Source organism: Gammaproteobacteria bacterium (genome assembly GCA_021647245.1).
Classification (GTDB): domain Bacteria; phylum Pseudomonadota; class Gammaproteobacteria; order RBG-16-57-12; family RBG-16-57-12; genus JAFLJP01.
Map to the genome: position 1 here is coordinate 62,569 of JAKIVC010000005.1, position 23,588 is coordinate 86,156.

At 50.5% G+C, this 23,588-nt stretch carries 27 protein-coding genes and 2 tRNA genes; 6 read left to right on the plus strand and 23 right to left on the minus strand.

All coding sequences use genetic code 11. The features are described 5' to 3' along the window. From hypB to L3J94_02735, 23 genes are all read right to left on the minus strand, one after another. On the minus strand, positions 1 to 801 hold the full coding sequence (hypB, locus tag L3J94_02625) for a hydrogenase nickel incorporation protein HypB (GenBank protein ID MCF6217652.1): 801 nt from the start codon (positions 799 to 801) through the stop codon (positions 1 to 3). Further along, a complete protein-coding gene (gene hypA / locus L3J94_02630) occupies positions 801 to 1,142 on the minus strand; it encodes a hydrogenase maturation nickel metallochaperone HypA (protein ID MCF6217653.1) in 342 nt (113 codons plus the stop codon). Before hypA ends, hypB begins: the two co-directional genes overlap by 1 nt. After that, positions 1,143 to 2,312: a nickel-dependent hydrogenase large subunit gene (locus L3J94_02635; GenBank protein ID MCF6217654.1), complete on the minus strand. Its 1,170-nt coding sequence runs from the start codon at positions 2,310 to 2,312 to the stop codon at positions 1,143 to 1,145. 11 nt (positions 2,313 to 2,323) lie between these two features. Continuing rightward, entirely contained in the window at positions 2,324 to 2,917 is a 594-nt protein-coding gene (gene hybE / locus L3J94_02640) for a [NiFe]-hydrogenase assembly chaperone HybE (protein ID MCF6217655.1), read from the minus strand. Positions 2,918 to 3,021: 104 nt separating this feature from the next. Next, positions 3,022 to 3,246 carry a rubredoxin gene (locus L3J94_02645; GenBank protein MCF6217656.1) on the minus strand — a complete coding sequence of 75 codons (225 nt, stop codon included), beginning with the start codon at positions 3,244 to 3,246 and terminating at the stop codon, positions 3,022 to 3,024. Beyond that, positions 3,239 to 4,090 (minus strand): hydrogenase expression/formation protein, encoded by an 852-nt coding sequence (locus L3J94_02650; protein ID MCF6217657.1) that lies wholly within the window; start codon positions 4,088 to 4,090, stop codon positions 3,239 to 3,241. The genes L3J94_02645 and L3J94_02650 overlap by 8 nt, the downstream gene beginning before the upstream one ends. A gap of 16 nt (positions 4,091 to 4,106) precedes the next feature. Next, positions 4,107 to 4,529, minus strand: coding sequence for a hydrogenase (locus tag L3J94_02655; protein ID MCF6217658.1), 423 nt, complete (start codon positions 4,527 to 4,529; stop codon positions 4,107 to 4,109). Then, positions 4,529 to 4,855, minus strand: a complete 327-nt coding sequence (gene hypC / locus L3J94_02660; GenBank protein MCF6217659.1) for a HypC/HybG/HupF family hydrogenase formation chaperone — start codon at positions 4,853 to 4,855, stop codon at positions 4,529 to 4,531. The genes L3J94_02655 and hypC overlap by 1 nt, the downstream gene beginning before the upstream one ends. Then, positions 4,855 to 5,553: a HyaD/HybD family hydrogenase maturation endopeptidase gene (locus tag L3J94_02665; protein ID MCF6217660.1), complete on the minus strand. Its 699-nt coding sequence runs from the start codon at positions 5,551 to 5,553 to the stop codon at positions 4,855 to 4,857. The genes hypC and L3J94_02665 overlap by 1 nt, the downstream gene beginning before the upstream one ends. Before the next feature lie 66 nt (positions 5,554 to 5,619). Next, positions 5,620 to 6,381, minus strand: coding sequence for an elongation factor-1 alpha (locus L3J94_02670; protein MCF6217661.1), 762 nt, complete (start codon positions 6,379 to 6,381; stop codon positions 5,620 to 5,622). A 60-nt stretch (positions 6,382 to 6,441) separates the two neighbouring features. After that, entirely contained in the window at positions 6,442 to 7,155 is a 714-nt protein-coding gene (gene cybH / locus L3J94_02675; GenBank protein ID MCF6217662.1) for a Ni/Fe-hydrogenase, b-type cytochrome subunit, read from the minus strand. 28 nt (positions 7,156 to 7,183) lie between these two features. Next, positions 7,184 to 7,771: a HupE/UreJ family protein gene (locus tag L3J94_02680; GenBank protein MCF6217663.1), complete on the minus strand. Its 588-nt coding sequence runs from the start codon at positions 7,769 to 7,771 to the stop codon at positions 7,184 to 7,186. A 20-nt stretch (positions 7,772 to 7,791) separates the two neighbouring features. Beyond that, complete coding sequence (locus L3J94_02685) at positions 7,792 to 9,597, minus strand: nickel-dependent hydrogenase large subunit (protein MCF6217664.1); 1,806 nt, start codon at positions 9,595 to 9,597, stop codon at positions 7,792 to 7,794. After that, complete coding sequence (locus L3J94_02690; GenBank protein MCF6217665.1) at positions 9,597 to 10,682, minus strand: hydrogenase small subunit; 1,086 nt, start codon at positions 10,680 to 10,682, stop codon at positions 9,597 to 9,599. The genes L3J94_02685 and L3J94_02690 overlap by 1 nt, the downstream gene beginning before the upstream one ends. A 460-nt stretch (positions 10,683 to 11,142) precedes the next feature. Continuing rightward, positions 11,143 to 11,219: transfer RNA gene (locus L3J94_02695), tRNA-Met, on the minus strand. Positions 11,220 to 11,291: 72 nt separating this feature from the next. Next, on the minus strand, positions 11,292 to 12,383 hold the full coding sequence (ychF, locus tag L3J94_02700; protein MCF6217666.1) for a redox-regulated ATPase YchF: 1,092 nt from the start codon (positions 12,381 to 12,383) through the stop codon (positions 11,292 to 11,294). 16 nt (positions 12,384 to 12,399) lie between these two features. Then, positions 12,400 to 12,981 (minus strand): aminoacyl-tRNA hydrolase, encoded by a 582-nt coding sequence (gene pth / locus L3J94_02705; protein MCF6217667.1) that lies wholly within the window; start codon positions 12,979 to 12,981, stop codon positions 12,400 to 12,402. A gap of 41 nt (positions 12,982 to 13,022) precedes the next feature. Next, positions 13,023 to 13,670 carry a 50S ribosomal protein L25/general stress protein Ctc gene (locus L3J94_02710; GenBank protein ID MCF6217668.1) on the minus strand — a complete coding sequence of 216 codons (648 nt, stop codon included), beginning with the start codon at positions 13,668 to 13,670 and terminating at the stop codon, positions 13,023 to 13,025. A 156-nt stretch (positions 13,671 to 13,826) separates the two neighbouring features. After that, on the minus strand, positions 13,827 to 14,765 hold the full coding sequence (locus tag L3J94_02715) for a ribose-phosphate diphosphokinase (protein MCF6217669.1): 939 nt from the start codon (positions 14,763 to 14,765) through the stop codon (positions 13,827 to 13,829). A 45-nt stretch (positions 14,766 to 14,810) separates the two neighbouring features. Continuing rightward, a tRNA-Gln gene (locus L3J94_02720) sits at positions 14,811 to 14,885 on the minus strand. A gap of 8 nt (positions 14,886 to 14,893) precedes the next feature. Then, entirely contained in the window at positions 14,894 to 15,754 is an 861-nt protein-coding gene (gene ispE, locus L3J94_02725) for a 4-(cytidine 5'-diphospho)-2-C-methyl-D-erythritol kinase (GenBank protein MCF6217670.1), read from the minus strand. 219 nt (positions 15,755 to 15,973) lie between these two features. Next, complete coding sequence (gene lolB / locus L3J94_02730; GenBank protein MCF6217671.1) at positions 15,974 to 16,573, minus strand: lipoprotein insertase outer membrane protein LolB; 600 nt, start codon at positions 16,571 to 16,573, stop codon at positions 15,974 to 15,976. Then, positions 16,570 to 18,336: a tetratricopeptide repeat protein gene (locus L3J94_02735; protein ID MCF6217672.1), complete on the minus strand. Its 1,767-nt coding sequence runs from the start codon at positions 18,334 to 18,336 to the stop codon at positions 16,570 to 16,572. Before L3J94_02735 ends, lolB begins: the two co-directional genes overlap by 4 nt. A 195-nt stretch (positions 18,337 to 18,531) precedes the next feature. On the opposite strand from L3J94_02735, the gene hemA reads away from it, so the two are divergent. From hemA to L3J94_02765, 6 genes are read left to right on the plus strand one after another with little or no spacing between them, the layout of a single operon-like run. Then, positions 18,532 to 19,794, plus strand: a complete 1,263-nt coding sequence (hemA, locus tag L3J94_02740) for a glutamyl-tRNA reductase (GenBank protein MCF6217673.1) — start codon at positions 18,532 to 18,534, stop codon at positions 19,792 to 19,794. A gap of 7 nt (positions 19,795 to 19,801) precedes the next feature. Next, positions 19,802 to 20,884, plus strand: coding sequence for a peptide chain release factor 1 (gene prfA, locus L3J94_02745; protein ID MCF6217674.1), 1,083 nt, complete (start codon positions 19,802 to 19,804; stop codon positions 20,882 to 20,884). A gap of 12 nt (positions 20,885 to 20,896) precedes the next feature. Beyond that, positions 20,897 to 21,736, plus strand: a complete 840-nt coding sequence (gene prmC, locus L3J94_02750) for a peptide chain release factor N(5)-glutamine methyltransferase (protein ID MCF6217675.1) — start codon at positions 20,897 to 20,899, stop codon at positions 21,734 to 21,736. 12 nt (positions 21,737 to 21,748) lie between these two features. Further along, positions 21,749 to 22,168 carry a hypothetical protein gene (locus L3J94_02755; protein ID MCF6217676.1) on the plus strand — a complete coding sequence of 140 codons (420 nt, stop codon included), beginning with the start codon at positions 21,749 to 21,751 and terminating at the stop codon, positions 22,166 to 22,168. 38 nt (positions 22,169 to 22,206) lie between these two features. Next, positions 22,207 to 22,941 carry a molybdopterin-synthase adenylyltransferase MoeB gene (gene moeB, locus L3J94_02760; protein MCF6217677.1) on the plus strand — a complete coding sequence of 245 codons (735 nt, stop codon included), beginning with the start codon at positions 22,207 to 22,209 and terminating at the stop codon, positions 22,939 to 22,941. A 14-nt stretch (positions 22,942 to 22,955) separates the two neighbouring features. Further along, positions 22,956 to 23,366, plus strand: a complete 411-nt coding sequence (locus L3J94_02765; protein ID MCF6217678.1) for a M67 family metallopeptidase — start codon at positions 22,956 to 22,958, stop codon at positions 23,364 to 23,366. The last annotated feature ends 222 nt before the right edge of the window (positions 23,367 to 23,588 follow it).

Consider the following 23,588-nt stretch of genomic DNA (forward strand, 5'->3'; position numbering starts at 1 on the left):
TTAGCCCCCTATCTGTGCAAGCTGATGGGTTGCTTTAATCCACTGATACCAAGAGGAGATACCCTCACCGGTGGTAGCGGAAACCTGTAGTACTTTAATTCCGGGGTTTACGCGGCGCGCATAGTTGATGCATTCGTCAGTATCGAACGCCAGATAGGGCAATAGATCTATCTTGTTCAGGATCATCAAGTCTGCCGCATGAAACATATCGGGATATTTAAGCGGCTTATCTTCACCTTCGGTCACCGAGAGGATAACCACCTTATGCGCCTCCCCAAGATCAAAGGCTGCCGGGCAGACCAGGTTCCCCACGTTTTCGATAAACAACACGCTGTTATCTTCAGGTGCCAAGGTCTCCAGGGCGTGTCCGACCATATGCCCATCCAGGTGGCACCCTTTGCCGGTGTTTACTTGCAACGCCTTGACACCGGTTTTTCGAATACGCTCTGCATCGTTGGTGGTCTGTTGGTCACCCTCGATCACTGAGAGCCCAAGGTCACTCTTAAGGTCCTGAATGGTGCGTGTGAGCAGTGTTGTTTTTCCCGACCCCGGGCTGGAAACCAGATTTAATGCCAGAATACCCCGTTCACTAAACCAGCGCCTATTGGTAGCAGCATATTCGTTATTTTTGCCGAGAATATCTTGCTCGATCTGCACCATGCGTGCCTGACTGAGGCCAGGAGCGTGCGCGTGTGCTGGCCCTGCGCCATAATCGTGGGTCTGCTCATTAGGGTGCTGGTGAGCATGTTGATGGCCTTCTATACGGGTCTCTCCCTCGCTACAACCACATACCGTACACATTACTCCACCTCCAGTTCTTTAATTTTCATTTCGTCACCACCTGTCACTTGTAGTTGGTAACTACCACAATTGGGACAGGCATCGAAGCGCTGTTCAATGGTTACCGTTTCGGAGCATTTCATACACCAAGCCTGCCCCGGCAACTCTATAATTTCCAATTTAGCGCCATCCGCCAAGGAGTCTTTTACCACTACCTCAAAACTGAACCTCATCGCTTCAATCTCAACACCCGATAGTGCACCTATTTCCAGCCAGACGGTTTTCACCTGTTTAAAGTTTTGTGCCTTAGCGCTCTCCTGCAAGCATTTAAGCACGCTTTCACAGAGGGACATTTCATGCATTCAGTGCACCTTCAAATGATAGCCAACGCAGGGATCAACCGTATGAATCAGCATTGCCGCCTGACGCTGCAGCACTACTTTATCGCTGGTTTGAAGTTTTGCAAGCCCACGGGCAACCACACCCTCCGGGTGGAAGTTCCACTCGGTGGGTGCCAAAACCTGGTAACGTGAAACTAAACCACCCACCAAAATCACTCTGTGCACCAAACGGCCACGCGCTGCCTCAACCTGCCCGATAGCGGCTTTATCAGATGGCAGATGAGTCATCGTTTGAGGAGAGGCTAGTTGCTCCGCTATTCCCCGCATTTTTTCCGGTAGATTTGCCAACTCCACCAGGCGTGCGGTTACTCTGGTCAGCAGACCATTGCCATATTCACTCCGCAGTGATGCTATCAGTGGATGGTCAGTGTGCCGGGCCAGTGGCGTTGTCTCCCAGCACTGCTGCTGCCATGTTGGCTCAGCAATAAAGTGTTGAGCATCTACCTGCCCCAGCCGTTGGTGTAGCTGCTCCTCTGGGAGGATTGGAAGTGGCGCAATATTGCAGCGGCCCACGGCTTGCCACTCATCACCGATTATCCGTCGCAACATTCTTGCTGCAACTGAGCTGTTTTGAGCCGCCCACCTGTTCAGGTGTGTTAAATCATCGATTTCCAACCACTGTGCCAACGGTTCATTAAATACCAACTCACCCACCACGCGCTCCAAGTGGTCGATCAGCTCATTTATAACACCACCCTCCAGCTCAACCTTTGAGTGTAAACAGAAGGAGGCGCTCTCAGCAAACAGAGCCGTGCGTAAGGTCTGCAACAGCGCTTGAATGGGAATTATCCGTTGCGCACCCACGGCTTCATCAAGCAGTTTGGGCCAATCCAGTAGAATTCGCCACAGATGCTCTCGTACCGTCTCTGCCGCTACCAGCAGGGTTCTTGCCGAATCTACCGCGCTACTCTCTTTGCTCTCCAAGAGTCGGGCAAAGGCTCGCGTAGCAGCAGTGGCCTGCGCGACTCCGCAGACACTGTAGAGCAGAGGCAGGGTTGCCAACACCTGTTGGGGGCTCTTGCCTTCAAAAACTTGCACCACTTGCAGCGGCCGACTCGAGAAAATTTCTACTCGGCTCTCACTGTCGCTAAGCGGATAGAGGTTGATCTGTAACTGCCCTTCAATATTCACAAAGCAACACTCTACTCTTCTTTGCGTGGCAGTACCGATTGAAACAGATCGCGCCGACTAATGGGCTTTTTTGCTCTCTCTTTCAAGGTTGCCTGTGGTGGCAGGTCTTCATGGGCCACCGCTTCTGCCTGAGTAATTTGTGGCGGCTGCTCACCATGCCAAATCCTTTGAATCTCACTTTCCCGTGTTGAAATGGCGTCTCGATTGGCTTCATCCATAACACTTTCCAGGGCTGCTTCTGCCGTTGCAATCGCCGCCTCCTGATTTTCAAATTCAAAAACAGGCGAGAAGAGTGAGCACATTTGATAGTCACCGATTTGCGCCTCTTTACCCACAATAAATTCATAAGTACCGGAGGGGAGTGTGTGATTAAGTTTGCTGCCTACGGCCATCTCGGGCCACTCACCCGCTTGCTGAGGCAGCCGCATCAAATTCATAAACCAGGGGGTAATCAATATACCAAGATAGTCATCTTGCCACTCTATGAACCCCACCGCACAAACCTCCAAGCGCGGATTGAGTATAGGGACACCTTGCATACGCTCATGCTGAATCGCCGTAAATACGCTCTCCAGCCTCTTTTCAAGCTGCTCAAGTAAAGTCATTAGCTCGGGCAACTCATGAGTTTGCACAAAGGTAGGAGGCATATTTTCTGTGGAATCAATAGACAGGCGAGGTTGTGTACCATTTATAATAATACCCAGGTTAGCTACTCAGAAAGCAGCATAAAGTCAATTTTTTTCCCATCACACTCCGGGCAACTCCAGTGACTGGGTAGTTGCGAAAACGGGGTTCCGGGGGCTACTTGCCAGTAATCATCACCCTTGGCCGGGTCGTAGGTGTACCAGCATATTTTGCACTCCAGTTTTGCATTATCCTGAATCTTACTTGGGTCACCACCGTAAGAGCCGGGTATAAAGTGATCGTCAGGCATAAACCTCCAGTATCTCTTGTAGGCGCTGCGCACTGTCCTCAATATCTTCTTGAGCGGCACAGGCCACATTGGGTACGGCACTCATTTCAATCGTATTGAGAATCAAGGTATCCTGTGAATTGAAATACTGCACCCACCAGACATTTTTTGTGGTCGTACTGCTGATTCTGCAGTTACCATAACCTCGCGAAAGAATCACCACGGGTCCAACGCCCAGCTTCGCAGAGAGAAATTCAAGATCTTCATTGGTATGTGGTAACAGTGACAGGTTGATTATATGGGGAACTGAGGAGTTTGACGTGCGCATTTTATCGGCAATTTCTGATAACAGAGGCGGGGCGTTGTAGAGATTATCAGGTATCTCTTTGTCACTGACCTCTAGCAGTGTGGCGTGCTCAAAAGTTGCCTTCTTAACCAGACTAGGAATGCCCGCCACTTCGATCACATCCCGTTGAACCTCACCATTTTCATCCAGATACTGGATACGCCAGACACCCGCAAGTATCGACTCCTGTATCTGAGCATCAACCTGCCCTTGGTACTGCATGCTGACTTCACCATTCCCCAGCATTTGATTGACCAGCTTGATGTTCCGCTCATCCAGCCCCTCCAGCGGCAATATGATAGCGGGTTGATCTACTCGGTACTCTTCAAGCGCGCTACATACTTTATGGAACAGTGCAATCGCCTCTGCCGCGCCTTCAATCTCATCAGGCTCAGGAACCATCGGTGCCGAATAGGTCGACATATCATCATCTGGCATTTTGTAGTCAACCTCAAGGCCATCCTCTTCTGGAGGTTGTGACCCAGGCCCTGCAACAATAGGTATCACGGTTTTACTCATGGTTTTATTTCCATTTTTAAGTATTACTGTTGCACGTTGAAATAGGCACGATTGCGCGGGGAGCTTTACTGGGTTCAGAGGCCAGTATTTGGCTGATCTCTTCAAGGTAATCTCCCCAATCTTGAACCTTGGAAATCGCACCGAGGTACTCTCCATTTCTCAAGAAAACCAGCGCCGGCCACTCCCTAAAACCATACTTCATCTGCAGCTTGCGTTGATCGGTTAATGCCACCACTGCGGCTGAAAATTGTCCATTAAAGGTTTTAACCAGTTCTGGCAAAATAATCGCGACATCATTTGCTTCTGGGAACCTCTGCGCATTTTCTGTAAAAAAAAGCACCGCGCTCTCATGGGAAGCGAGGTACTCATCCAAATTGTCCTGCGTAACAACAGGGTACTCATATTGCTCAATCATGCTCTCTATAAGCGGTGAAAACATCAGCCCTCTCCCTGAGGAATACTCTTTTGTTTCTGTTGGTCCAAGCTAGGCAGCTGCGGCTCCCGATCCAACAGGTCGGCAAATAGATGGTCGATATTGGTATCACCCTGCATCACCAGATTCACCGCCTGAACAGCATCGGATATCTGTTGGGCATTTTCAGCCGACAGTACCTCACGGGCACCATCGAGAAAAGTCAGCAACCAAGTGCCAACGGGTTGGTCACCTACCAGCAACATATCGATTTGGCGTCGTTCACCCAACCCTTCACACCAGGCATAGCCCTTCCCGGCCTCCACTACCTGCATGGGTATTCCGATACACATCAATATTTCCCTCGATAGTCGACATCAACATCCACGGCATCACTGCCCGCCTTGTGTGGCCGATAAGCGACCTTAAATGCATCTGAGGCAAGCACGCGCTCATCGCCAATGCGACACGCTTTATCAGAGGGTGGGCGCTCACCTTCATAGCGCGCCATTACAATTTCAGAACCCACAATCGATTCTCTTGCTGGTAACGGCTGTTGGCGGATTGTGGCGTGGATATCATGGTTGGCCAACCACACCAGCGCCGCATCGATTGCGGGTTGAATGCGGGCTTTCGTCGCTGGGCGCAAACTACCACCGTAATCTTCAAGCTGCGCGGGCTGTACACCGACCAACAGCAGCTCCTTGGGTGATCGACCTAGCAGCTCAGCCATGGCCAACACCTCCTGAAAACCTGTCTGGTGCAAACTCATCTTCTTTGCCCCCATGTAGCTGGGAACATCATCACCCTCAATAAGTTTAAGCGTGCCAGGGGCAAGGTTGTAATCGATAGCATCAAAGATCACCAGAATATCAGCCGCTTCAATATGTTGAAGAAGGTAGGTTCCCTGGGTGCCACCATCCATCAAAGTCACATTAGCCGCAAATCCATAGTCACGATGCAACGTTTCTACTGCACGCACACCAAAGCCTTCATCGGCCCAAAGAAGGTTACCTATTCCGAGAATTAAAACCGAACCTGCTGCTTCCAAAGTATCTCTCCCACAACGACTCTACTAACAGATATCGAGCCATTATATTTTTCATGTCATGTCTGCCTAGTCCCGCCACGCATTGAGCTGATAGCTCTTCCCATTTCTTGGTAAAACCCACATCTGATACAGAGAAACCACCCACATATACCCAGACGCTGCCGTATAGCCAAAGCCACCAATGATTGTTAGCCAGGCAAAACCTGGGGTAAATTTGGTTAACCACCAAGAGATTACGTCAAGAATGAGAAAGGCAAAAGGGGTCAATATGACTGTCACCTTCAACCACCTTGGAATGCCCACGCTCAAGCTGAAGATTAATCCTACAAAGAAAAAGATAAAAGAGATGCCAAATAGATGGATATGCGAGACGCGTGTTAGAGAGCTGATATCGGCGCCCTCATCGACCTTGGCCACCTCTTGTGCCGCGTCTAACCGGGTAAAATTGGGCAGCCCTGGCACGGCACTGTGGCATTGAACACAGTTTGCTTGCATCAGTGATCCAATATGACTATCCCAACCCGCCACAGGTGCACCATTTCGGGCCCACTTAATCAACTCAAGGCGCACCTCGGGTGAGGCCATATCTTTCATCGATCCGTTTAGCTTTGCCTCTAACCGGCTGTTATTACGATTGCCGTAGTAACTGTAGACGATATCATCAACGGATAGCCCCAGCTTGCCGTCAGCCATACCGTGTGTCAGTAAAATTTGCCCACCGGCCATTAACAGCCCAAACCCCGCTGCCAACAAAAATCCGGTAAATAACATACGGATCGACAACCCCAAGCTGGGCAGGTTCAACCATGTGCATGATGACTCTTTCATAGCCGACTTCTCACTGGAACTTCATTAGGTAGTGTACTGGCTATCCGTAGAGAGCTGTTATTAGCGCTTATCTTCCGTATCCCGGACATCCTTAAACATGCGCCAGCCACTGATCATGGTACTGATCATACTCTGACGCGACATGATATCTTCACGAATTGCCACATATATATGAATGATCGCAAAAATCACGATGTACCACATTCCCAGATGATGCCAAGTATGCACATCCTGACTCTGACCAAAGAGCGGAATCACCCACGAGCTGAACAGAGTATATTGCCAGCTACCCATGCCGGTGCCTTCACCGTAGAGAGCAAAGCCGGTAACAATGAGAAACAGCGTCCCCCAAACTAACATAAGGTGCATCGCCAGAGTGGCCATCGGGTTATGCCCTAGGTATTTGCGTGGCTCTTTGGTCATGAACAAGTACCATTTCAGCTCATGTAAGACACCACACCACCACTCTTTATTGAAAATAGAGGGAAGGAAGATCTGGCGTGCATGATGATTACCCACAAAGGCCCAATAGATACGAAACAAAAAACCAACTGCAAAAATATAGGCCGCAGCAAAATGAGCAAAGCGAATGTAGCCCATAACGTAGTTATCGATGGCTTCACCGGGCATGCTCGGCAGCGGACTGGCGATAAACCAGCCAGTAAGTGCCAGCACCGTAACACTGAGGGCATTTATCCAGTGCCATAAGCGTAGTGGCGCTTCATAAACATACACTGCAGGTTCTAGATGTTCTGCATGGGGCTTGGTTGTCATCGTATGTTCTCCATTTTACTGCTCTCAGTTACACACTCAGTAACAACCAGGCACCAAATACACCACCCAGCACACCGGCCATTCGCAGCAGCCACTCAGCTCGGACGCTTTGAGCCATTCGTCCAAACCAAACCGCCCCCAGCTGCAATACCACCGTGGAAATCAGCAGTCCAGCACCATATAACAGTGGCGTTATCGCCACAGGCATTTCGGCACCATGTGCAGTGCCATGAAATAGCGCAAAGAGAGCCAAAAGTGATGCCGAGACAATCACTGGCAAGCGAGCCAGTGTCGCCACTAACAACCCAGCAACCAATACAGAAACTGCAATACCGGTTTCAAGGCTCGGCAAAACAAACCCACTCGCACCCATCACTGCCCCCAGCCCAAGAAATGCCAGAAAAACAGCCATCATCAAGGGTACCTGACTACCAACACGGGCACCCAACCAAAGCCCTATTGCCAATATTACGATCAGGTGATCCAGCCCCGTCAATGGGTGTAAAATGCCACTTATCAACCCTGAAACTTCATGGCTACCGGTGTGGGCTACGGCCAGACCAGGGATAAAAAACACGCTAATAGCGGCGACAATTCGCATCAAATCTTTTTTCATTTCTATAAACTCCTCAAAGCCTATGAACCCACCGGACTCGTGGTAACCGTTGTTAACTCTTCACCCTCTTCTGTCATTACATGCGTTGAGCAGGCAAGACAAGGGTCAAAGCTGTGGAGTGTACGCAGAATTTCAACCGGCTCTTCTGCTCGTTCCACCTTGGTATGCATGAGTGATGCCTCAAAAGCACCGATGTTACCCTCTTCATCACGGGGGGAGCCGTTCCAGGTTGTCGGCACCACGCATTGGTAGTTTTCGATTTTAGTATCTTTGATGCGAATCCAGTGACCCAACGCACCGCGTGGAGCCTCGGTAAAACCGACACCCTTGGCCTCACTTGGCCAATCAGCGGGATCCCAAAGCTCTCCATTGTGGGTAGATGAATCACCGTTCTTGATATTCGTCATCAGTTTATCAAAGAAATAGAGCTGCTGATCGGCGGCCCATTGGGATTCCAATGCGCGAGTAGCGGTGCGGCCAAGAGTGGAAAAGAGTGCCTCCATTGGCACATCCAAATCCTTGAGTACCTTGTCGACTTGTTCAGTCCAATACTCATGCCCTTGCGCATAGCCGATAACATAGCGTGCAAGCGGCCCCACCTCCATAGCGTGACCACGCCAACGGGGAGCTTTGATCCAAGAGTAGCTGGCATTCTCATCCAACTCTTCAATATTTTGTTTGCTACCTTTCGCGCTACTGACGTCAAAATCAGGATCGGTCACCCCGTCCCACGGGTGCAACCCCTTGGCCCCGTTGGGATATTTATACCAAGAGTGAGGTACAAACTCTTGAATCTCCTCAGGGTCTCGCAGGTCCACCTCATGAACTTCGTTAAACTTTCCATTGATAATAGCACCCCGTGGCATCATCAGATTTGATGCTGAATAGTCGTTTGCCTTATCTGGGATATCACCGTAGGCGAGCACATTTTGGCTAGAGAGGCCGCCACCATAAGTCCACCCTTTGTAAACCTTAGCGATGGCGATAATGTCCGGTATATAGACATTTTCAACAAAGGTTTTAGTCTCTTGCAGAATCTGATGCACCTGATTCATGTTCACCATATTGAGACCACCTACACCACCCACACCATCCATATTGATCGGACAGGGTACGCCGCCAACGGTCCAGTTGGGGTGTGTATCCTTGCCGCCAAAAATAGTGCGCGTTTTCATGATCTCTTTCTGAAAATCTAACGCTTCCAGATAGTGGGTGACTGCCATGAGATCAGCTTCGGGTGAAAGCAGGTAGGCAGGGTTACTCCAGTATCCATTTTTAAATGGCCCCAACTGCCCGGATTCGATAAATTTTTTCAGGCGATTCTGCACATCCCGAAAGTAACCAGGTGATGAATTTGGGTGACTGGGTGAGGTTTTCTGTTGAAGTACAGAGGTTGCTCTGGGGTCAGCTTTCAACGCATTGACCGGATTAACCCAGTCCAGTGCATGCAGGTGATAGAAGTGCACCAGATGGTCGTGAACCTGCAACGAGAGCTGCATGATATTGCGAATACTGTTGGCATTTTCCGGGATATTAATGCCCAACGCATCTTCCACAGAGCGAACCGAGGTCAATGCATGAGTACCCGTGCAGACCCCACAAATACGCTGTACAAATGCCCAGGCATCGCGTGGGTCGCGCCCCTTGAGAATAACCTCTAGCCCACGCCAAATGGTACCGCTGGAAACCGCGTTGGTGATGATATTGTTTTTATCGATATTGACCTCAGCTCGCATGTGCCCTTCGATACGGGTTACCGGATCAATCACCACCCGTTGTCCCGAGTTGTTCAGGGTGTAGCCGTTAGGTGTTGTCTTGATGCTCATTATTCCTGGTCTCCCTTCTGCTGGGCTCGTTTAACTGCAGAGGCCGCCGCATGTGCTGCCACACCCACACCCACCGCTGCTGTGGCCGCAATACCCACTTTGTCAGCGTTTGCTTCAATACCAAAATGGTCAATACTCGTCATACGATCATAAAAACTGCCTTTATCCCAAAAGCCATCTTCGGAGCAGCCAATACAAGGGTGACCGGCCTGTATAGGAAAGGATAAGCCGCCATTCCAGCGAATCGTAGAGCAGGCGTTATAAGTGGTAGGTCCTTTACAACCCATCTTGTAAAGGCAGTAACCCTTGCGTGCCGCTTCATCATCAAATTTTTCAACAAACTGCCCTGCATCGAAGTGAGAGCGTCGGTAGCACTTATCATGAATACGTTGGCTATAGAACATCAAGGGTCGCCCTTGCCGATCCAGAGTAGGTAGGCGGTCAAAGGTCAGCATGTAAGTCACCACGCCGGTCATCACCTCAGCAATAGGCGGGCAGCCGGGCACCTTGATGATGGGAGCATTTCCAATACCCGGGACTTTATGGATCGGCGTAGCACCTGTTGGATTTGGTTTGGCCGCCTGTACGCAGCCCCAGGATGCACAAGAGCCCCAGGAGATGATCGCTTTGGCATCCTTGGCCACGCGAAGTAGCTGATCAGTAAAAGGCTTGCCACCCACAATGCATGACATGCCACCGGTTTTACCCTGATCTAGCCCAGGGTTCCCCTCACAGGCGAGAATATAATTGCCCTTATATTTTTCGATGATTTCATCAATAATCGACTCTGCCTGATGGCCTGCTGCGGCCATGATAAGGCTATCGTAATCCAGTGAGATCATCGAAAGGATGACATCTTTAGCCAGTGGATGAGCTGAACGTATAAAGGATTCAGAGCAGCAAGTGCACTCCAGACCATGCAGCCAGAGCACTGGAATACGCGGCTTGGTCTCCATGGCATGGGCAATTTTCGGTGCAAAGGATGGCCCGAGTCCCATCGCTGCGGCCGTCAAGCTGCAATACTTTAAAAAACTTCGACGTGTAATGCCTTGACGGCGCATAACGTCGTAAAAGGTCTCGATCATTGCCGGTATCCTCCAATTCGATATGGCACAGATGCGTTTATTATGAGGTTTTATCTCGACATCTTGCCTATCGGGTAGAGCAAATCCTATGCCACCTTGAATTAGTTCTATCTATTCAACTGGTTATCCAAAATAAAAAACAAAGGAGTAACTTATCAGCCGAAAGCATACAGGGGGAGGCAACCATCAAGTGGAAAGTCGATTTCCACTATATTTATGGAGAAATAAGGGGTTGCTAGACTTTATGTATTAACTCGCCACCAGCTTAATTATCCATAATATGGATTGTTGGCGAGTAAATACATAAAGTCTAGGGAGAATAAAACAAAAAAATCACACCACCCGAGCCAAGCTTTTGATCGCTTGAGACAGTGAGAGGGGTGAGGTCGGCGGGGGAGGTGTATTGAGGGTGGTAGCAGCCGTTTTACACACTGCCGAAGAATTACCCTGCAAAAATATATGGTGGCTATACCTAGATTCGAACTAGGGACCCCATCATTATGAGTGATGTGCTCTAACCAGCTGAGCTATATAGCCGTTTCAAGAAGCGCGTATTCTCTATTTATCGAGTGGTTATGTCAATGCCTAACAGAACAAAATCGATAATTTTTAAACATTAAAGCGAAAGTGCATCACATCGCCATCTTGTACAATGTACTCTTTACCCTCTAGGCGCAGCTTACCGGCCTCCTTGGCACCTGCTTCACCGTTAAAATGAATGAAGTCATCATAGGCAGTCACTTCGGCACGAATGAAGCCCTTTTCAAAGTCCGTGTGGATAACCCCAGCGGCCTGGGGAGCCGTGGCACCCACTTTTACGGTCCAGGCACGCACCTCTTTGACACCCGCAGTGAAGTAGGTCTGCAAGCCCAGCAAGCCATATGCCGCATGGATGACACGATCCAGCCCTGGCTCTTCAATACCTAAGTCATCTAGGAACTCTTTTTTATCATCGTCTTCTAACTGTGAGAGCTCGGCTTCTATCGCGGCACAAACCGCCACCACCACCGCCCCCTCTTCTTGCGCAAGCGCTGTCACGCTATCCAGCAGTGGATTATTCTCAAAACCATCATCTGTCACATTGGCGATATACATTGTGGGTTTGATTGTCAGCAGGTGAAGGTCCCGTAACAGTAGCTTCTCTTCAGGCTCAAGCGGCAGTAGGCGCACTAGGTGCCCCTCATCCAGCTGCTCCTTTACCTTCTCAAAAACAACCAGCTGCGCTTTCGCCTCTTTGTCACCACTTCTGGCGGTCTTGGTGGCGCGTAAAATAGCCTTATCTACGGTATCCATGTCCGCCAGCGCCAGCTCCGTATTGATGATTTCTATATCACTCAGCGGGTCAACTTTCCCTGCAACATGTACCACATTGTCATCATTAAAACAGCGGACAACATGGACAATGGCATCGGTTTCGCGGATGTTAGCCAGAAACTTATTACCCAACCCCTCGCCCTTAGAGGCACCCTCCACTAAACCTGCAATATCTACAAACTCTACCATGGTCGATAGGACGCGCTCGGGCTTAACAAGCTCTGCCAGTTTTCGCTCTCGAATATCAGGCACTGGAACAATGCCCACGTTAGGATCGATGGTGCAGAACGGGTAATTTGCCGCTTCAATTTCTGCACTGGTCAATGCATTGAATAGTGTTGATTTTCCTACATTGGGCAGGCCAACAATTCCGCATTTGATTCCCATGGTATGGCTCTCGCTTTTAAGGTTTATAGCTGTGGAGGTGGTTCATTGCTTTGCCCATTTCACCTGAAATAATCAGCTGTAATTGGCACAAAACTTCGTCGATGGCATACTCCATCAAACGCGCCTCATCAGGCTTTGGTTTAGATAAAACGTAGTGGCTTACTTCGCGGCTATGCCCCGGGTGATCGATCCCCAGGCGCAGGCGCATAAACTCTTTACTGCCCAGCTGGGCAATGATGTCACGCAGGCCATTATGGCCACCATGACCGCCCCCTTTTTTCAGGCGAATCGAGCCTGTTGGTATATCCAGTTCATCATGGACAACCAAAACATTTTCGGGGGGGATTTTGTAGAAGTGAGCCAGAGCGGCAACCGACTGACCACTTCTATTCATATAAGTGAGGGGTTTGATCAACCAGACATCCTGGCCCTCTATTTTAACCTTGGCGACTTCACCATGAAATTTTCTTTCATGTTTAAAGGGTACGCCTTTACTCCGTGCCAACTGGTTTACAAACCAAAAACCGACATTGTGGCGTGTCATTTCATATTGGCTGCCCGGGTTACCCAAGCCTGCAATAAGATTGATCTGTGCCATAATGTCGGTTTTTAATGTGGAGAGTATTGAATCGAGGTCAGTTACTCAGCGGCTGGTGCCTCAGCCTCACCTTCAGCAGCGTCTGCATCCTCTTCCTCTTCTGACGCGCCGCCTTTAGCCTTGATGCTAACGATTGACTGATCATGGCCTTCGCCGTGGCTCAGTTCAACCAGTGAAACACCTTCTGGCAAGTTAACCTCTGAAAGGTGAATAGAAGCACCCACCTCAAGAGAAGAGACGTCAACTTCGATATATTCAGGCAATAATTTTGCCTGGCAGGCAATATTCAAACTGGTGCTGGCGTGTACCACCTGGCCACCCTCTTTAACACCCGGCGCACTCTCTTCATTGATGAAGTGGATCGGCACCTGCATGTGAATCACTTCGTTGTCGCTCACACGCTGTAGATCCAAATGCAGGATCACATCACGGGCAGGATGACGGTGCAGGTCTTTCAGTACCGCTTTACACTCTTTACCCTCAACATTGATTGTCAGGATATGTGAATAGAATGCCTCATCCTGTAATTTACGGGCCAGCTCATTGTGTAGAACGCTGATGGAGGTAGGCTCTTCTTTGCCACCATAGATAATGCCAGGCACTAGATTTGTACGACGCAGGCGGCGGCTCGCTCCTTTCCCCAGGTCGGTACGCAGTGTGGCATTCAGTGAAAAATCAACTGTACTCATTTGATGTAAACTCCATCGTTAGATTAAAGTGCATGGCTAAAACCATGCTGGTTACACCCGATCCGCGACCAGAGTGGGTGTTTAAAAAAGAGGCTCAAAAACAGAAAAAGACCCTCCCCATTTCTGGGGAGAGCCTTTTTACCACAATCCTGCGGACTAATCCATAAAAAGTGAACTGACCGACTCTTCAAAACTGATGCGGCGAATGGTCTCTGCCAGTAGCTCTGAAATACTCAATTGACGAACCCGGTCACACTTGACCGCTGCAGCATTGAGTGGAATGGTATCGGTTACCACCAGCTCATCCAGCATAGAGTTTTCAATGTTCTGAATCGCTGGCCCCGAAAGTACCGGGTGAGTCACGTAGGCGATAACCCGTGTTGCGCCGCGCTCTTTCAATGCGTTGGCAGCCTGGCACAAGGTACCCGCTGTATCGACCAGATCATCAACCAATATACAGGTACGGCCCGTCACTTCACCAATGATGTTCATTATTTTGGCTTCATTGGGTTTTGGGCGGCGCTTATCGATAATCGCCAAGTCAGAATCATCCAATAACTTGGCCATGGCACGGGCACGTACGACACCACCGACATCGGGAGAGACTACCACAATGTTTTCATAATTTTGACGCCAGATATCGCTCAGTAGAATGGGTGAGGCGTAAATATTATCCACCGGCACATCAAAGAAGCCCTGTATTTGATCTGCGTGTACATCAATCGTCAATACACGATCAACACCGGCAGCTTGTATCATATTGGCGATTAATTTTGCGGTAATCGGCACACGAGCAGAGCGTGGCCGGCGATCTTGGCGCGAATAACCAAAATAGGGAATGACAGCGGTGACTCGATAAGCTGAGGCGCGGCGAACCGCATCTGCAATAACCAAAAGCTCCATCAGGTTATCGTTGGTCGGCACACAGGTGGGCTGAATGATGAAAACATCTTTTCCGCGGACGTTATCGATGATTTCCACCATCACTTCGCCATCGCTGAACTGCCCGACTGATGCCTTGCCCGCTGGAAGGCCAAGATGTTTGACGACAGCATCAGTCAATTGTGGGTTTGCATTTCCACCAAAGACAATCATCTGCTTGTCTGACACTGCTGTTTCCTCAAGTGGAACACAAGAATATGGCTGGGCTACCAGGATTCGAACCTGGGGATGCTGGGATCAAAACCCAGTGCCTTACCGCTTGGCGATAGCCCAATAATTGATTAATGACCCGCTACTGATCGGATGCGTTGCATTTTAAACCATAACGGGGAAGAATTCATCCCCCTTGCAACAAAGCCTTGCCAATTTTCAGGAAGTTTTTTAAGCACACTCTGTGCATCCACTTCCTGGGCAAAACTTGCAAAAACACAGGCACCCGTGCCGGTCATCTTAGTGGGTGCATATTTGGAAAGCCACTCAATGGATTTCCGCACCTCAGGATAGCGTTTGCTAACCACTGGCTCACAGACATTACTGCTATTGCCCCCTAAGAAGTCGCGCATTTTGATAGAAGCACACTCTCTTGTCAACTCAAAATCATTAAAAATTTCAGCGGTTGAGACGTGGCAAGCCGGGATCAGCACCAAGTACCAAGGCTCCTCGGGTTGTACCGGGGTCAACTTCTCGCCAACACCTTCTGCCCAGGCAGCCCAGCCATGCACAAAGACCGGCACATCAGCTCCCAGCTGCATACCCAGTTTCGCCAGCTCATCCGCACTCAGGCCTAAACCCCACAGGTGGTTTAATGCGACCAGTGTGGTTGCCGCATCCGAACTGCCACCGCCAAGACCACCGCCCATCGGCAGCTTTTTATCAATACGAATATCCACCCCCACTCCACAGCGCGTGTGTTGCTGCAAAAGTGTTGCTGCTTTTACCACTAGGTCATCCGCCTCAGCAATGCCATCAAGCTCAGTGGCGCGATGAATTTCACCATCATCCCGCAGCTCAAAGCAAAGCTCATCACCGTAGTCGAGAAACTGAAACAGCGTTTGCAGCTCATGGTAGCCGTCCGCACGACGGCCCGTGATGTGCAAAAAGAGGTTTAATTTGGCCGGTGCAGGCCAGCTTTCAGTATTCATTAAAAGACCTCTGTTAATTCTAAGCACGTCAGCTTGAGATTCGAAACTTGTCGATTGAAGGCGAAAATCGCACCTAATACCCCAGAATACGCCCTCTTGAGCACGTTTAGTTTGCCTTGTGACCAGGCTATTGCGAAGAGTTGCAACGCAAAAACGACAGCTTTCAAGCCGAGGAGTGCATTTATGAATTACGAGGGGCTTCCAATAGTCAGTTTTTATCTACTCTTCAGGCTGAAGCCAATGATCTATCACCAACCTCACCCTCAACTGCTGGTTTTTTATGACGATTTTACCGGGCAGTTCAATCTGCTGAAACAATCGATAACGCGGGTAGCTGACATGCCACTCACCTTGTTGCAGTGAGGCAATACGTTCGAACTCATCCAGTGTAACCAGTGGTGGAGATTTAGCCGGGTCGGGGTGACCCACCGCCCAGTATTGCAGGCTGGAGATAGGTATCCGCCAGCCCAGTGCCTCATACATTAGTTGCTCCGGCCCTTCATGGCCAACAAGTTCGCCCTCAGAAGTGTTGAGCACAACACGATATGGGTCACCCGTTAAACGAACCGCCCCCTGACCAAATGGCCCACTGAGGTTAATATCGTACGCTTTATCTCGCTGCTGCCAATACAACGAACCACTCCATGAGTCACTGGCCGTTTTAATTGCAAAACGCCCCTCCAGTCGCCACTCAGTAAGCTGCTGAAGTCTTGCCTCCCGCTGTTGCCAGTCAAGTAACTGCGGTGTATGCGAGGGTACTGAAGCGCAACCACTGAGCATTAATACGCTCAACACCACGGCCAGTGTGGCACACTTCATTTATCCAGGCGCTCGATGGTTTCTGTCAACACCGGATGATCCGGGCTGCGCTCCTGCGCTTTTTGCCACACATGGCGTGCGCGCTCATGCCGCCCCAGCACCCACAACACCTCGCCAAGGTGGGCTGCAATCTCAGCATCGTAGCCTGCTATTTGCAATGCTTCGCGCAGGTAAGCAAGCGCTTTTTCATGTTCGCCCAAGCGATAATAGAGCCAGCCGATGCTATCCGTGATGGCGCTATTGCCGGGGTGCAGTGTCATTGCTCGTTGCAAATAGTCCTCAGCCTCCGCCAGCTGAACACCCCGATTTGCCAAGTTATAGCCCAGCGCATTGAGTGCATCTACGTTATCTTTTTCCAGCTCCAGAATTTTGCGTAGCGCATGCTCCGATGCCACCATATCCCCTAATCTATCCAGCACCATGGCACGGGAGTAGAGTAGCGGAATGGAGTTGGGGCGCTGTTGTAGTGCCTCGTCATAGAGTTTGATTGCCTGTTGATCGCGTTTGGCTCGATATAGAATGTCACCTGTTATCAATATAATATTTAGCCGCTGCTGCTCATCTTTGCCTTCCAGTGCCGCCATCACACCAAAGGCGGCATCATAGTCACCCTGTTGCGCCAACAGCGTCGCCTCCCTTAAACGCGCAGGGAGTACAAACTGCCCGCCTGCCACACTTCGATACCACTCGATTGCCACAGCGGGCTGCTTATCAATCTCGGATACACGGCCCAACTGAAAGCGTGCATCATCTTGATGCAAACCTCGTTTGGCTAATTCAGTCAGCTGTTCTGTGGCTAAGCGCTTTTTCCCCAGCTCTATGGATGAAACCGCGTAAAGGTAGCGACTGGCATCATCATTTGGCTGCTGTTGCAAAATAATTTCATATTGCCCCCAAGCCGGTTCAACTTTGTTACTGCGCAATAACAGGCGTGCAAGCAGCTTTCTCATTTCGAGGTCATCACTCATTTCACCCGATAAGTAGCCTTCCAATAAATCGGCACCCTCTTGCCCTCTGCCCAATGTGGACAACAGACGGGCCTGCAACATAATGGCATTGCGCCAATCGGGGCGTAGCGCTATGGCTCGCTGACTGGCTGGCAACGCAGCCTCAGGCTGACCAAAACGTGCCGCAAGGTGAGCGTGGGCGAAGTGTGCTTCAGCATTATCAGGCCGCACTCTGGCGAGTTCTTCAATGACCTCCAGTGCCAGTGCCTGATTTTTTTGCCGAGAAAGCAGCCTGATAATCACCTTAAAATCAAATTCGTCAAAGTTGGTCAGCAGGTACTCCAGCTGCTCAAGTGCGGTCTCCTTATCGCCGCGCTGGAGCTGCACCATTGCCAGCGCCTGATGGGATGTTGATAGATCAGGTGCTAACGCCACCCAAAGTGAGGCGAGCTTACTCACCTCTTTCATATCAACCTCGCTATCGAGCGCCGCATAGCGCATCGCTTGCTCAACAACCTTTAAATCGCGGGTGACCAAGGCAGCATCCATATATTCACGGGCCGCCAAACTGGCATCACCACGTTGCGCTGCAATTTCAGCCGTCATCAAACGGAGCAGGAGGCCCGGAGGAAATGAAGCCGATGCTGGCTCTGTTTGCTGCTCTGTTGATTCAATAGGATGAGGGAGTGGCTGTTGCTGCATATTTTCTGCCTTGCCAGGTGCAACCGTTGGCCGCTCCGGCTCGCTAACGGTTGCACAACCGCTGAGCAGCAAAATCGTCAGGGTAATACCCGCCTGCAACAACACTCTATTCATTAACAATCACTCCAAAGTCACCGGATTACACTAAAACTGGTTTAATAGACATTCAATTGCGGCGATAGTGCTGCAAATATACCCGTTACCCCAAGTAAAAACACATAATTATACCCTGAGCCTTGTATTAAACCCCCATACCATTACAATCCCTGTACTTTTTTATAATTCATCATACTGTATCTATAAATATCTATGCCGATCGTAGCCTTTGGTATCAACCATAAAACAGCGCCTGTCGATATTCGCGAAAAAGTTGCCTTTTCTGCGGAACATATCGACGCGGCGCTTAAAGACCTTGTTGCCTGCCCCGCAGTCAATGAGGCGGCCATTCTGTCCACCTGCAACCGCACAGAGATCTACTGTGGCCTAGAGCAGTTCGACGATGAACAACTGATCGCCTGGCTGACTAATTTCCATGGACTGGAGGCAGGCCAAATAGACAGCCACACCTACATGCACCACAATGAGGAGGCAGTACGCCACCTGCTCAGAGTCGCTAGCGGCCTCGATTCACTGGTACTGGGTGAGCCACAAATTTTAGGGCAGATAAAAGACACCTTCAGCAAAGCCAGCGAGTGCAACACCACAGCACGTTTACTGAACCGCCTGTTTCAGCACACCTTTAACGTTGCCAAGCAGGTGCGTACCGATACCGCTATCGGCTCCAGCCCCGTCTCAGTCGCTTTTGCTGCTGTCAGTTTAGCCAAACAGATTTTTAGTAATTTTGAAAAACATACCGCTATGGTGATTGGAGCCGGTGAAACCATCGAGCTGGTCGCCCGCCACCTAAAAGAGAATGGCCTTGGGCGCATTATTGTCGCTAACCGCACCGTTGAACGGGCTCACACCATTGCTCAAGAGTTTGATGGCTACGCCATTGCGTTGGAAGAGATCCCTGCCCACTTAGCTGAAGCCGACATTATTATCTCCTCCACCGCCAGCCCGCTGCCCATTCTCGGCAAGGGCGCAGTGGAGAGCGCCATCAAAATCCGTAAACGCAAACCGATGCTGATGGTCGACATCGCAGTACCCCGCGACATTGAAGGCCAAGTCGGTGAGCTGGAAGATGTTTACCTCTACACGGTAGATGATCTTCAAGAGATTATTCAAGAGGGTTTAAAAAGCCGCAAAGAGGCGGCCCAACAGGCTGAGGAGATCATCGACGTACAGGTGAGCCACTTTATGGGCTGGCTGCGCTCGCTAGACTCCATCTCCACCCTTCGTGAATTTCGTGAGTGCTCTATAGCTATTCAGCAGGGTGAATTAGAAAAAGCCGTCGCTAAATTGAAAAATGGCTCCGATGCCCAACAGGTGATCAAGCAGCTGGCGCACGGCCTGACCAACAAACTGATTCATGCGCCCTCTTGTCAAATTCGCCAAGCCAGCCATGATGGCAATGCAGAGCTTCTAAACGCAGCGCGAACATTGTTCGAACTCAAAACTCCAACCAAGTAGTTGTACCGTGAAAACATCCATTTATAACAAACTCGAACACCTCGCCGAACGCCTTGAAGAGGTGGGTGCACTACTCTCTGACCCTGACGTTATTGGTAACCAAAACCGCTTTCGTACACTCTCCCAAGAGTATGCTCAGCTGGAGCCGGTCATCGACGTATTTCAGCGCTACAACCGTGTGCTGAATGACATTGAATCCGCCAAGCAAATGCTCAAAGATGATGATGCAGATATACGCGAAATGGCCTCGGATGAGTTAAAAGAGGGTGAAAAAGCCAAGGAGCAGCTGCAACACGAGTTGCAAGTTTTGCTACTACCCACAGACCCCAGTGACAACAGCAATATTTTTCTTGAAATCCGTGCGGGCACCGGTGGTGATGAGGCGGCAATCTTCTCAGGTGACCTGTTTCGTATGTACACACGCTATGCTGAGAATGTTGGCTGGCGCGTTGAAATTATGAACCAAAATGAAGGTGAACACGGTGGCTATCGCGAGATTATCGCCAAAATCATCGGCCAGGGTGCCTACTCAAAGCTGAAGTTTGAATCAGGTGCTCACCGTGTACAGCGTGTACCCGATACCGAGTCACAAGGACGCATCCACACCTCCGCCTGCACCGTGGCCATTATGCCGGAAGTGGATGAGATAAATGCTATCGAAATCAATCCAGCAGATTTAAAAGTGGATACCTTCCGCGCCTCAGGTGCGGGTGGGCAACACGTCAACAAAACAGACTCAGCGATCCGCATTACCCACCTACCAACTGGCACCGTTGTGGAGTGCCAGGATGAACGCTCGCAACATAAAAACCGTGCCCGCGCCATGTCTGTACTACAAGCCCGGATGCTTGCGGTCGAAAAAGAGAAGGCGCACGCCGCACAGTCAGAGAGCCGCAAACTACAGGTGGGCAGTGGTGACCGATCTGAGCGCATTCGCACCTACAACTACCCGCAAGGGCGCGTCACCGACCACCGCATCAACCTGACACTCTATAAGCTTGATGAAATCATGAATGGTGGGCTGGGGCAGGTCATTGGTCCACTCATCAATGAGCATCAGGCTGAGCTACTCGCAGAGCTTGGCGAATAAACCCTAACCCTCATGGATACCCTCCAGCAAGCCCTGCAACAGGCCACACAACAGCTCAGCACTTCAAATAGCACCAGCCCCCGAGTTGATGCCGAAGCGCTGCTCTGCCATCTGCTGAAAAAAAGCCCAAGTCACCTCATCGCTTGGCCAGAAAAGAGACTCAGCAGCGCGCAGCAACAAGCTTTTAAAGCGCTGTTGCAGCGGCGTGTTAACGGCGAACCGATTGCCTACATTGCTGGCCACCGCGAATTCTGGTCACTTGACCTGCGAGTCACACCCGCCACCTTAATCCCACGACCTGACACCGAGCTGTTAGTTGAACAGGCACTCGAACGCATCCCAAACAATGCCCAGTGGCAGATTGCTGACCTAGGTACCGGATCAGGTGCCATCGCCTTGGCCATCGCCAGCGAACGCCCCCGCTGCCAGCTCTATGCCGTCGACATTTCAGCAGATGCCCTAGCCGTTGCCCGGCAAAATGCCACACAACTCGCCATCCCTAACGTCACCTTTTTGCAAGGAGACTGGTTAGCATCTTTACAACAAAAAAGCCTCAACATGGTGGTCTCTAATCCGCCATATATAGAAAATAATGACCAGCACCTTGAACAGGGTGACCTCCGCTTTGAGCCAAAGATAGCACTCAGCTCTGGCACGGATGGCTTGGATGATATTCGCCTATTGATCAAGAGTAGCCGACAGCCGTTACAACCCGATGGCTGGCTGTTACTCGAGCATGGCTACCAACAATCAGCTGAAATCCTAGAAATAATGCGCCAACAAGGGTACCGTAGGGTACAAGGTCACATCGATTACGGTGGCAATGATCGGGTTGCATGCGGGCAGATATGAGGCAATCGAAAAATGGTGATAGACCACGAACAAGCGCAAGAGCTGCACAAACAGCGTGAAATCAAATTTTTTGAATTTCACCCCGACCCAGACCAGTGCGGAAGTGCACAACAGCTCCTTAGTCACATCGCCGAAATAGAGCAGTGTGAGTGCATCGCACCCCGCACCCTCAGCATTCGCTACGACCTGCGCCACATCACCCTGGAGGTGATTGAGCTACTACTCGAAGAGCTGGGCTATCACCTGGAAACCGGGCTGCTCTACAAACTAAGCCATGCACTTTACTACTACACCGAACAAGTACAACGAGACAACCTCGGCATCAGCAACAACAGCGCCGTCGATACAAAAATGGTCTTTATGAACCGCTACCAGCACCTGCTACATGGCTGTCGTGACAACAGACCGGAACATCTCCGCCACTATAAATAATACCCGTATTCAGCCCCATCAAGGTGCCCCTCCCCCCGATGAATGACCAACAACTGCTCCGCTACAGCCGACAAATTATGCTGCCACAGCTCGATTATCAGGGGCAACAGAAGCTGCTCAACGCCAAAGTACTCGTTATCGGACTGGGTGGACTCGGCTCCCCGGTGGCCATCTATCTTGCAGCTGCAGGGGTTGGCGAGCTGCGCCTAAATGATTTTGATCACGTGGATCTCAGTAATCTACAGCGTCAAATCGTCCACACTACAGAGCGAATTGGCCAAGGCAAAGCCCGCTCCGCAGCCGTGACTATCCAGCAGCTAAACCCCGAAATAAAGTTAGTCACCCTGAGTGAGCGTTTAACGCCATCGCAGTTGATACAGCAGATTGATGAGGTCGATCTGGTGATCGATGCCAGTGACAACTTTGAAACCCGCTTTGCCATTAACGCCGCCTGTGTAAAACAGAAAACACCTCTCATATCCGGCGCAGTGATTCGCTTTGAGGGGCAGGTAACCACCATTTTGCCGGGCGGCCCTTGTTATCGCTGCCTCTACCAGGATGATGAAAATCACGAAGCTGAACGCTGCTCAGAAACAGGAGTATTAGCCCCGTTGCCAGGTATAATAGGCTCCATTCAAGCCACCGAAGCACTCAAACAGCTGGCAGCCATCGGTGAGCCTTTGCAGGGAAAACTACTGTTGATGGATGCCCTGACGATGGAGTGGCGCACACTGCGTTACCAGCGCGACCCATCCTGCCCAGTCTGTAACTAACGAGAGGTCATAAAATGTCTGCTTTGGAACTACCACGCCCGCTAATTAACCAACTACTTCACTTTGCACAAGCCAACCCGGAGCAAGCGGTGTGTGGAATAATCTCCAGCAAAAATGGCGCGCCCCTGTGCAGCTATCCCGTCGCTAACGCGGAAAAGCCCTCACCGTGCCGCTATGCAATGGATGAAACTGAGCTGACCAACACGCTACAGAAAATGCACAAACAGGGTGAAGAGCTACTGGCCATATTCCACTCCCACCCAACCACCCCACCCAAACCCAGCGCCACTGACATTGCACAAGATCAATACCCGGAAGTAATGAAACTCATCATCTCTCTGGATACCGCCGGCGTATTGGAAATGGCTGCTTTTTATACCCGCAATGGCAAAATAGAGCCCGTAGAGCTGACGCTGGCGCACTAGCCGCTACAGAAATTATCGTAAGCGCCAAATCAACCCCACCCTACCAACCTGAGCCATTTCCCTCCACCCTGTGATACTCAATCACCACGGAGCAGAGAAATGAATGAAGCAGAAGCAGGCACGACAGCACTGACAGAGCGCCAGCGTTACTGGCTTGATCACCTGCGGGCCTGCGCAGCATCGGGAAAAAGTATCGCCAAGTATGCGGCGGTTCACGACCTT

Coding starts and splice junctions, on each gene's coding strand:
- hypB (MCF6217652.1), bottom strand. CDS start 801: ATGTGTACGGTATGTGGTTGTAGCGAGGGAGAGACCCGTATAGAAGGC.
- hypA (MCF6217653.1), bottom strand. CDS start 1,142: ATGCATGAAATGTCCCTCTGTGAAAGCGTGCTTAAATGCTTGCAGGAG.
- hybE (MCF6217655.1), bottom strand. CDS start 2,917: ATGACTTTACTTGAGCAGCTTGAAAAGAGGCTGGAGAGCGTATTTACG.
- L3J94_02645 (MCF6217656.1), bottom strand. CDS start 3,246: ATGCCTGACGATCACTTTATACCCGGCTCTTACGGTGGTGACCCAAGT.
- L3J94_02650 (MCF6217657.1), bottom strand. CDS start 4,090: ATGAGTAAAACCGTGATACCTATTGTTGCAGGGCCTGGGTCACAACCT.
- L3J94_02655 (MCF6217658.1), bottom strand. CDS start 4,529: ATGTTTTCACCGCTTATAGAGAGCATGATTGAGCAATATGAGTACCCT.
- hypC (MCF6217659.1), bottom strand. CDS start 4,855: ATGTGTATCGGAATACCCATGCAGGTAGTGGAGGCCGGGAAGGGCTAT.
- L3J94_02670 (MCF6217661.1), bottom strand. CDS start 6,381: ATGAAAGAGTCATCATGCACATGGTTGAACCTGCCCAGCTTGGGGTTG.
- cybH (MCF6217662.1), bottom strand. CDS start 7,155: ATGACAACCAAGCCCCATGCAGAACATCTAGAACCTGCAGTGTATGTT.
- L3J94_02680 (MCF6217663.1), bottom strand. CDS start 7,771: ATGAAAAAAGATTTGATGCGAATTGTCGCCGCTATTAGCGTGTTTTTT.
- L3J94_02685 (MCF6217664.1), bottom strand. CDS start 9,597: ATGAGCATCAAGACAACACCTAACGGCTACACCCTGAACAACTCGGGA.
- L3J94_02690 (MCF6217665.1), bottom strand. CDS start 10,682: ATGATCGAGACCTTTTACGACGTTATGCGCCGTCAAGGCATTACACGT.
- ychF (MCF6217666.1), bottom strand. CDS start 12,383: ATGGGAATCAAATGCGGAATTGTTGGCCTGCCCAATGTAGGAAAATCA.
- pth (MCF6217667.1), bottom strand. CDS start 12,981: ATGGCACAGATCAATCTTATTGCAGGCTTGGGTAACCCGGGCAGCCAA.
- L3J94_02710 (MCF6217668.1), bottom strand. CDS start 13,670: ATGAGTACAGTTGATTTTTCACTGAATGCCACACTGCGTACCGACCTG.
- L3J94_02715 (MCF6217669.1), bottom strand. CDS start 14,765: ATGATTGTCTTTGGTGGAAATGCAAACCCACAATTGACTGATGCTGTC.
- ispE (MCF6217670.1), bottom strand. CDS start 15,754: ATGAATACTGAAAGCTGGCCTGCACCGGCCAAATTAAACCTCTTTTTG.
- lolB (MCF6217671.1), bottom strand. CDS start 16,573: ATGAAGTGTGCCACACTGGCCGTGGTGTTGAGCGTATTAATGCTCAGT.
- L3J94_02735 (MCF6217672.1), bottom strand. CDS start 18,336: ATGAATAGAGTGTTGTTGCAGGCGGGTATTACCCTGACGATTTTGCTG.
- hemA (MCF6217673.1), top strand. CDS start 18,532: ATGCCGATCGTAGCCTTTGGTATCAACCATAAAACAGCGCCTGTCGAT.
- prmC (MCF6217675.1), top strand. CDS start 20,897: ATGGATACCCTCCAGCAAGCCCTGCAACAGGCCACACAACAGCTCAGC.
- L3J94_02755 (MCF6217676.1), top strand. CDS start 21,749: ATGGTGATAGACCACGAACAAGCGCAAGAGCTGCACAAACAGCGTGAA.
- moeB (MCF6217677.1), top strand. CDS start 22,207: ATGAATGACCAACAACTGCTCCGCTACAGCCGACAAATTATGCTGCCA.
- L3J94_02765 (MCF6217678.1), top strand. CDS start 22,956: ATGTCTGCTTTGGAACTACCACGCCCGCTAATTAACCAACTACTTCAC.